General features: G+C 74.4%; 6 protein-coding genes and 1 pseudogene. 5 read left to right on the top strand and 2 right to left on the bottom strand.

Annotation, left to right across the window (positions count from 1 at the left end):
* The 3 genes and pseudogenes from ABTZ91_RS06735 to ABTZ91_RS06725 all read left to right on the top strand — a co-directional run.
* A partial coding sequence (locus tag ABTZ91_RS06735; protein WP_352076036.1) for an SPFH domain-containing protein occupies positions 1 to 1,620 on the top strand: 1,620 nt, incomplete at its 5' end.
* A 235-nt stretch (positions 1,621 to 1,855) separates the two neighbouring features.
* Positions 1,856 to 2,446 (top strand): lytic polysaccharide monooxygenase auxiliary activity family 9 protein, encoded by a 591-nt coding sequence (locus ABTZ91_RS06730; protein WP_352076035.1) that lies wholly within the window; start codon positions 1,856 to 1,858, stop codon positions 2,444 to 2,446.
* Positions 2,447 to 2,507: 61 nt separating this feature from the next.
* Positions 2,508 to 3,075 (top strand): annotated as a pseudogene (locus ABTZ91_RS06725) (hypothetical protein); the annotation flags it as partial.
* 2 nt (positions 3,076 to 3,077) lie between these two features.
* Here the strand turns inward: ABTZ91_RS06725 and ABTZ91_RS34135 are convergent.
* Both ABTZ91_RS34135 and ABTZ91_RS06715 read right to left on the bottom strand, forming a co-directional pair.
* A complete protein-coding gene (locus ABTZ91_RS34135; protein ID WP_407077902.1) occupies positions 3,078 to 4,286 on the bottom strand; it encodes an N-acetyltransferase family protein in 1,209 nt (402 codons plus the stop codon).
* Complete coding sequence (locus ABTZ91_RS06715; RefSeq protein ID WP_352076034.1) at positions 4,283 to 5,530, bottom strand: aminotransferase class I/II-fold pyridoxal phosphate-dependent enzyme; 1,248 nt, start codon at positions 5,528 to 5,530, stop codon at positions 4,283 to 4,285. Before ABTZ91_RS06715 ends, ABTZ91_RS34135 begins: the two co-directional genes overlap by 4 nt.
* Before the next feature lie 282 nt (positions 5,531 to 5,812).
* On the opposite strand from ABTZ91_RS06715, the gene ABTZ91_RS06710 reads away from it, so the two are divergent.
* Positions 5,813 to 7,114: a sensor domain-containing protein gene (locus tag ABTZ91_RS06710; protein ID WP_352076033.1), complete on the top strand. Its 1,302-nt coding sequence runs from the start codon at positions 5,813 to 5,815 to the stop codon at positions 7,112 to 7,114.
* Positions 7,054 to 7,707: a response regulator transcription factor gene (locus ABTZ91_RS06705; protein ID WP_352076032.1), complete on the top strand. Its 654-nt coding sequence runs from the start codon at positions 7,054 to 7,056 to the stop codon at positions 7,705 to 7,707. Before ABTZ91_RS06710 ends, ABTZ91_RS06705 begins: the two co-directional genes overlap by 61 nt.
* Positions 7,708 to 7,744 lie beyond the last annotated feature (37 nt).

Raw genomic sequence — 7,744 nt, 5'->3', positions numbered from 1 at the left:
TCGGGTGCGGCCGGTGCGCCCGCCCCCGCCTCCGCCGGTACGGCGTCCGCCCCGCGGGGAACACCCGCCGGTGCCGGGGCGGCCGCCACCCCCGAGCGGGCGCGCGCGGGTGGCGAGGCCGACCCTGGGGCCGCCGGCCCTTCGTCGGCCGGACGGTCCGGCTCGGCCCCCTCGGGCGACCGGTCGAGTGCGGCCGGTGCTCCCGGTCGTCCGACCCCGGTGCCCGCCGGTACCGACGGTGCGCCGAGGGCCTCCGTCGCGCCACCCACCGCCCCCTCGGGCGGCGCGCCCTCCCGTGACAAGGGCGCCGCCGGCGGGACGGCGCCGCCCCGCCGCGGGGTACTCGACCTGCGCCGGATCCTGGGGGTGCCGGTCAAGACCGTCGCCGTGCCGGTCGTCGCCTCCGCGACCGTCGCGCCGCGCGCCGGTGCCGCCGGTGCGGGCGGGGTCGCGATGGCGCGGCGGCGGACCGTGATCGGGAACGAGAGCACCGGGTCCATTCCGGTGCACCTGCTCTTCCGGGACGAGCCCGAGGGCGGCGCCAGGGACGACGGGCCCGCCACCGTGCCCGTACCCAAGACACCCGCACCGAAGACGCCCGCGTCCAAGACCCCCTCCCCCAAGCCGCCCGCGTCCAAGACGACCTCGGCCACGCCCGCGATCCCCGCACCGGCCCGGCCCGCGCCCGCGTCCAACCGCCCCGCCCCCACCGCCGATCCGAAGCTGGTGGAGCGGCCGGGGCCGGTGCTGCCCGGCTGGGTCGGGGTGGCCGGCGGGGCCGTCGCGCTGCTCGCGTGCGCGGCGATCGTCTGGTGGGCGGGGGCCGTGCCCGACGAGGCGGCCCGGATGCTGGGGCTGCCCTCGCGGCCGTACCACGGCATCCCCCTCGGCCAGTGGGCCCTGCTCGCCCTCGGCGTGCTCCTCGCCCTCTTCTTCCTGGGCGGTCTCGGCCGCGGCCGGGTCGGCTACGCCCTCGTCCTCACCCTCTTCGGCGAGTACCGCGGCACCGTCCGCCGCACCGGCCTGCTCTGGGTGAGCCCGCTCCTCCTGCGCCGCCGCGTGGACGTGCGGCTGCGGCACTGGCGCAGCGAGCCGCTGCCCGCCGTCGACGCGAAGGGCACGGCGCTGAACGTCGTGGTCCTGGTGGTCTGGCGGATCCGCGACACGGTCCGGGCCGCCCTCGGCGTCGACCGGCACGAGGAGTACCTGCGCGAGCAGGTCGAGGCGGCGATGGCCCGCGTGCTCTCGCAGCTGCCGGCGGACGCGTTCCACGAGGACGCCCCGACCCTGCGCGACTCCGAGGCGGTCGGCGAGGCGCTGACCCGGATGCTGTCGGCGGAGTGCGCGCCGGTCGGCATCGACGTCTTCTCGGCGCAGCCGACCCGGATCGAGTACGCCCCGGAGGTCGCCGCGGCGATGCAGCGCCGCCGGATCGCCGCGATCGACGCGAAGCACCGGGACAGCGTGCTGACCTCGGTCGTGGACGCGGTGGACGACGTGGTCCACCGGCTGACCTCCCGTGGTCTGGTGGAGCTGGACGACTACGAGCGGAAGGCGCTGGTGAAGGATCTGACGGTGGCGTTCTACACCGGTCGTACGGCTCCGGCGGACGGGGCGTGAGCGCGCCGGAAGACCCCCGGAAGTCCCCGCAAGCCCCCGGACGCCCGCGGTCATCCCCCTGGGATGCCCTCGGACGCCCTTCCGGAAGCCCCTTCCGTTGGTATGGACATGGCCAAGTTCCGTCCCTACCTTTGAACTTGGTCTAGACCGGAAACCGGAACCCGGAACACGTACCACCACCGCACGCGTGCAGCACAGCCCACAGAACACCCCCACGTTCTCCTGGAGCGACAGCATGCGCAAAAAGACAGGGGTGGCGGCCGTGGCGCTCGGCGTCGCCGCCGCCTCCCTCTTCACCACCACCAGCGCGAGCGGCCACGGCTACACCGACTCGCCGATCAGCCGTCAGAAGCTCTGCGCCAACCGCACCGTGACCAACTGCGGTGACATCCAGTGGGAGCCGCAGTCGGTCGAGGGGCTCAAGGGCTTCCCGGCCGCAGGGCCGGCCGACGGGCGGATATGCGCCGGCGGGAACTCCCGCTTCGCGCAGCTCGACGACCCGCGCGGCGGCGCCTGGCCCACCACCCGGCTCACGGCCGGCCAGAGCCACACCTTCCGCTGGCAGTTCACGGCCCGCCACGCGACCACGGACTTCCGCTACTACATCACCAGGAACGGCTGGACCGGGACCAAGGCGCTGACCCGCGCCGACCTCGACACCCAGCCCTTCCTGGTCGTCCCCTACAACAACCAGCAGCCGCCCTCGACGCTCTCGCACTCCGGGACCATCCCGGCGGGCAAGACCGGCCGCCATCTGATCCTGGCCGTGTGGACGGTCGCGGACACGGGGAACGCCTTCTACGCGTGCTCGGACGTCCAGCTCTGACGGACGCCCGGCACGCCCGTACCGTTCACGCCTGACGGGGCGTCAGCTACCATCCCGCCGCATGAGGACCGTCGCGGAACGCGTACGCCGCCAGTGGGGCGACCACCGGACCGGGCTGGGGGACGAGCGTCACACCCTCGCCCACCACCAGGTCGCCTCCGGCGCCGCCGCCCGCGCCGCCCTGCTCACGGAGCTGATGCCCGACCGGCCGGGGAGCGAGCCGCACCTCGGCCTGCTGCTCGACAACACACCGGAGTACCCGCTCCGGCTCGGCGCGGCGGCCCTCGCGGGGGCCGCCGTCGCCGGGATCGACCCCACCCGGCGCGGCGCCGAACTCGCCCGGGACATCCGGCACACCGCATGCCGGGTCCTGCTCACCCAGCGGGACCGTCTGCCCCTCCTCGACGGGCTGCCGCTGCCCGGCCTGCGCGTCCTCGTCACCGACACCTTCCTGCCGGACGTCCGGCGCCACGGCGCCACCTACTTCGCCTACGTCGGCCGCGCCGTCCAGTACCTGCTGGCCACCCCCGAGGGCCCGGACGACCGCGACCACCGGCTCCGGCTCGGCTCAGGCTCGGCTCCGGCTCGGCTTCGGCACCGAGGCGGGCGCGGTGGACGCGGCCCGGTTTCTTCAGACCCCCTCCTCCCTGAGCCTCTCCTCCCCGACCCCCTCCTCCCCGCCCCTCTCCTCTTCTGACCGGCCGCCCGCCGTCTCCCGCTCGTACAGGCGGTGGGTGACGGTGTGGACCCCGCCGAGGGCTTCGGCGTGGCGGCGGGAGGCGTGGTTGTCCTCCAGGACCCAGGAGTACGAGATCTCGGTGTGGCCGAGGCGGAAGGCGGCCCGCTGGGCCTGGGTGAGCAGGGCGGCGGCGAGGCCGCGCGAGCGGTGCTCCTTCAGGACGCCCATGGCGGTGAAGCGGACCCGGTCGACGCGGCGGCCCGCCCGTGCGATCCGGATCAGACCCAGCGGCAGCCCGAACGTGGTGAGGCGGCCCCGGGCCGTACGGAGGGCCTGGTGGGCGTCGGGCAGACACAGCAGGAAGGCGACGGGTTCGCCGTGCATCTCGGCGATCTGGAGGAGCCCGGGGCGCAGCAGCGGTTTCAGCTTTTTCGCCAGGAAGGCGAATTCGGCCTTGCCGAGCGGGACGGAGCCGTAGCTTTCCTCGAAGGTCGCGTTGTAGATGTAGCGGACCGTCTCCAGGTCGGAGCGCTCCCTTTTCGTGTCCATCGGCCGCACGGCCAGACCGGGGGTCGCGAGGGCGCGTTCGGCGGATTCCCGGTATTCCGCCGGAGGCTCGCCGTCGCGGGGCATCGGGATGGAATAGGAGACGAGATCCTTGGCCTTCTCGAATCCGCAGCGGCAGAAGAGTCCCGGATAGTACGGGCGCGTGCGCGGGACGAGCAGGACGTGCGGCTGGTCGAAGCCGGAGATCTGGATCCCGCACTCGTCGTTGGTGGTGAGACCGAGCGGCCCGAAGGTGCGGCGCATCCCCCGCGCGGCGAGCCAGGCGTCCGCCGTGTCGAAGAGGGCGGCCGCGGCCTCGGGGTCGTCGGCGCACTCGAAGAGCCCGATGACGCCGCGGTGCGGACCGTGCCGCTCGTTGAACCGCGGGTCGACGACGGCCGCGATCCGGCCGACGACGGTGCCCTGCCGGCGGGCGAGGAAGAGCCGGACCGCCGCCGCCCGGTGGTACGGGTTGCGGGCCTGGTCCAGGAAGGCGCGCCGCTCCCGCTCCAGCGGGGCGACCCACAGCGGGTCGTCGCGGTAGAGGGCGTACGGGAGCCGGATGAACGCGGTCAGGTCGGCGCGCCCGCCGACCGGGGTGACGCTGACGCTCATGACACCCGGTCCAGGACGGGGCAGGCGGCGGCCTGCGGCCCCGGGGCGGCGGGGACGGCGGCCTTGGCGGGGATCATGCCGAGCCGGCGGCCTCCCGCCGCGAAGGCACCCAGGATGTGCGCGATGTCCTGGTCGGTGTGGGTGGCCTGGAGCGACAGGCGGACGAGCGAGCGGTCCTCGGGCACGGCGGGCGCGGAGACGGCACTGGCGAGGACGCCCGCCGCGAGCACCTCCCGCCACAGGGCGGTGGCCCGTTCCTTGCTGCCCGTGATGACCGGCACGATGGGCGTGACCGAGTCGCCGGTGTCGAAGCCGAGGTCGCGCAGCCCGTCCCGGACCCGGCGGGCCACCTCCAGGGCGCGCGTACGGCGCTCGGGCTCCGTCTCGATGACGGTCAGGGCCGCCAGCGCGGCCGCGATCGAGGCCGGCGGCATCGAGGTGGTGAAGATGACGGACCGCGAGGTGTGGCGCAGATAGTGGATGACCTCGCGCGGCCCGGCGAGGAAGCCGCCGATCGAGCCGAAGCCCTTGGAGAGGGTGCCGGTGTGCAGGTCGATCGCGTCCGGCAGCCCGAAGTGGTCGCCCACCCCGCGTCCCCGGGGGCCGAGCAGGCCGATGTCATGGGCGCCGTCGACCACCAGGCGGGCGCGGTGGCGGCGGGCCAGCGCGGCGAGCTCCGGCAGCCGGCACAGGTCGCCCTCCATGGAGAACAGACCGTCCGTGAAGATCACCTTGGCGGTGTCCGGGCCGGCCGCCGCGAGCTTGCGCTCCAAGTCCGCCATGTCCGAGTGCCGGTACCAGCGCCGGTCGGCGAAGCCGAGCCGCACGGCTTCGATCAGCGAGGCGTGGTTGGCCTTGTCGCTGAAGACGACGTCACCACGGCCGAGGAGGGGAGCGAGCGCGAGGTTCGCCTCAAAACCGGTGGTGGTCACGATGACGTCCTCGCAGCCGAGGAAGGCGGCGAGCCGGGCCTCCAGCTCCTCGTGCAGGGTGAGCGTTCCGCCGATGAGCCGGCTGGCGGAGGACGAGGCGCCCCAGCGGCGCGCGGCCTCGGCCGCCGCCGTGACCACCCTCGGATCGTGCGCGAGGCCCAGATAGTCGTTGCGGGCCGCCATGATCATGCGCTTTCCGCCGAGGAGAACCTGCCCGCCCCGCACCTCAAGGGCGTTGTAAACGGCTTTCGGCCGCATGCGGGTGCCGTGCTCCATGACGGCCGTCAACTGCTTGTCGAAAACATCTGCCATCGTGTTCTCGCATTCGAATCAAGGCCCCTTGGAATGGTCGTACAAAGGTGGAGGGGGGCGGCGTCGGAATCCTCCCAGCCGGACGAATCAAATCGGAAACCCGCTGACGCGCGCACTGGGCCGTCCGAGTGAAAACGGGCCGTTCACGTCCAGTTCTCGCCCGCAGGGATCATGAACGAGGTAAGGGCACCGGCCCGCCGGCCGGGGTGGGTCCAGCACCACCCCCCGCACACCCTCCACCCCCATGGCCCGGTCTCCGCGCCCCGCCTACCGTGATTCCTCATGGAAGCCCGACACCCCTGGCAGGCGCTCGCACGGCCCCGCTACCCCTTCGGTCCCTGGCCCTGGCGAGCCGCCGGATACCTCGCGAGCGGAGCCGTCGGCGGGGCCGTCGCCTTCGGGATGCTCGTGGTGCTCCTCGCCTGCTCCCTCCTCCTCGTCGGGCTCCCGCTGCTGTTCCTCGCCGGCGTCGCCCTCGGCGGAGCCGAACGCCGCCGGCTCCGCCTCGTCGACCGCGCCCCGGCCGCCGACCCGCACCGGGTCCCGGACGCGCCCGGCCTCGCCGCCTGGCTCCGGTTGCGGGCGGGGGAGCAGGCGACCTGGCGGGAACTCGCGTACGCCCTCCTCTTCGCCACCGTCCTGTGGCCGCTCGACGCCCTCGTGCTCGCCGCCTGCGTCGGCCTGCCCGCCGCCCTGATCGGCACGCCGCTCCAGCTCGCGGCGGACGGCGAGGAGGCCAAGGCGGTCAAGGCGTATCTGGTCACCTCCTATCCCGAGGCGTTCGCCGCCGCCCTCATCGGCGTCCTCCTCCTGCTCGTCCTCGCCTATCCGCTCGGTGCCCTGGCCGGGGCCCGGGCCGCCCTCGCCCGCGCCCTGCTCGCACCCCGGGACGGCGGTCAGGCGGACGGGATCGGCGAGGTCATCGCCTCCCGCGCCCGGCTCGCCGCCGCCTTCGAGGCCGAGCGGCGCCGCATCGAGCGCGACCTCCACGACGGAGCCCAGCAACGGCTCGTCGCCCTCACCATGACGCTCGGCCTCGCCCGCTACGACGCCCCGCCCGGCCCGCTCGCCGACCAGCTCGCCCGCGCCCACGAGGAGGCCGGCCGGGTCCTCACCGAGCTGCGCGAGCTGATCCACGGCATCCATCCGCAGGTCCTCGCCGACTACGGCCTCGGCGCCGCCCTCGCCGACGCCGCCGACCGCTCCGCCGTCCCCGTCGAGACCTCGGGCATCGACGGCGCGCTGCCCCGGCTGCCCGCGGCCGTCGAGAGCGCCGCCTACTTCGCCGCCCGCGAGGCCCTCGCCAACATCGGCAAGCACAGCGGCGCCACCCGCGCCCGGCTCACCGCCGGACACGCCGACGGCCTCCTGCGCGTCGACGTCGAGGACGACGGCCACGGGGGCGCCGACCCCGCGCACGGCAGCGGACTGACCGGTCTCGCCGACCGGCTCGCCGTCCTCGATGGGACACTGACGATCACCAGCCCGCCCGGCGGGCCGACCCTGCTACGAGCGGAGATCCCGTGCAGCGCCCTCTCCGAATCGTCCTCGCCGAGGACAGCGTCCTCCTCCGCGAGGGACTGATCGGACTCCTGGCACGTTTCGGCCACCAGGTCGTCGCCGCCGTCGGTGACGCCGACGCCCTGCGCGAGGCGGTCGCCGCGCACGACCCGGACGTCGTCGTCACCGACGTACGGATGCCGCCCGGCTTCCAGGACGAGGGGCTGCGGGCGGCGGTCGCCCTGCGCGCCGAGCGTCCGGCACTGCCGATCCTGGTGCTCAGCCAGTACGTGCAGCGCTCGTACGCCGCCGATCTCCTCGACGCGGGCGACGGCACCGGCGTCGGCTATCTCCTCAAGGACCGGATCGGCCAGGTCGAGGAGTTCCTGGACGCCCTGGCCCGGGTGGCGGACGGCGGCACGGTCGTCGACCCCGAGGTCGTACGGCAGCTGCTGCGCCGCCACCGCGACCCGCTCCAGACGCTGACCCCGCGCGAACGGGAGGTCCTGGGCCTGGTCGCGGAGGGCCACTCCAACGCGGCGATCGCCCGCCGGCTGGTCGTCACGGAGGCGGCGGTCGGCAAGCACATCGGCAACATCCTGGCCAAGCTGCACCTGCCGCCGGCCGAGGACACCCACCGCCGGGTCCTCGCGGTCCTCGCCTACCTCCAGGCCTGAGCCGGGACCAGCAGGCATAAGCAAGCAGGCATAAGCA

The sequence above is a fragment of the Streptomyces sp. NPDC126499 genome (assembly GCF_040302485.1).
GTDB lineage: Bacteria > Actinomycetota > Actinomycetes > Streptomycetales > Streptomycetaceae > Streptomyces.
This window is presented reverse-complemented; position numbering and strand designations above follow the sequence as displayed.

Coding starts and splice junctions, on each gene's coding strand:
- ABTZ91_RS06730 (WP_352076035.1), top strand. CDS start 1,856: ATGCGCAAAAAGACAGGGGTGGCGGCCGTGGCGCTCGGCGTCGCCGCC.
- ABTZ91_RS34135 (WP_407077902.1), bottom strand. CDS start 4,286: ATGAGCGTCAGCGTCACCCCGGTCGGCGGGCGCGCCGACCTGACCGCG.
- ABTZ91_RS06715 (WP_352076034.1), bottom strand. CDS start 5,530: ATGGCAGATGTTTTCGACAAGCAGTTGACGGCCGTCATGGAGCACGGC.
- ABTZ91_RS06710 (WP_352076033.1), top strand. CDS start 5,813: ATGGAAGCCCGACACCCCTGGCAGGCGCTCGCACGGCCCCGCTACCCC.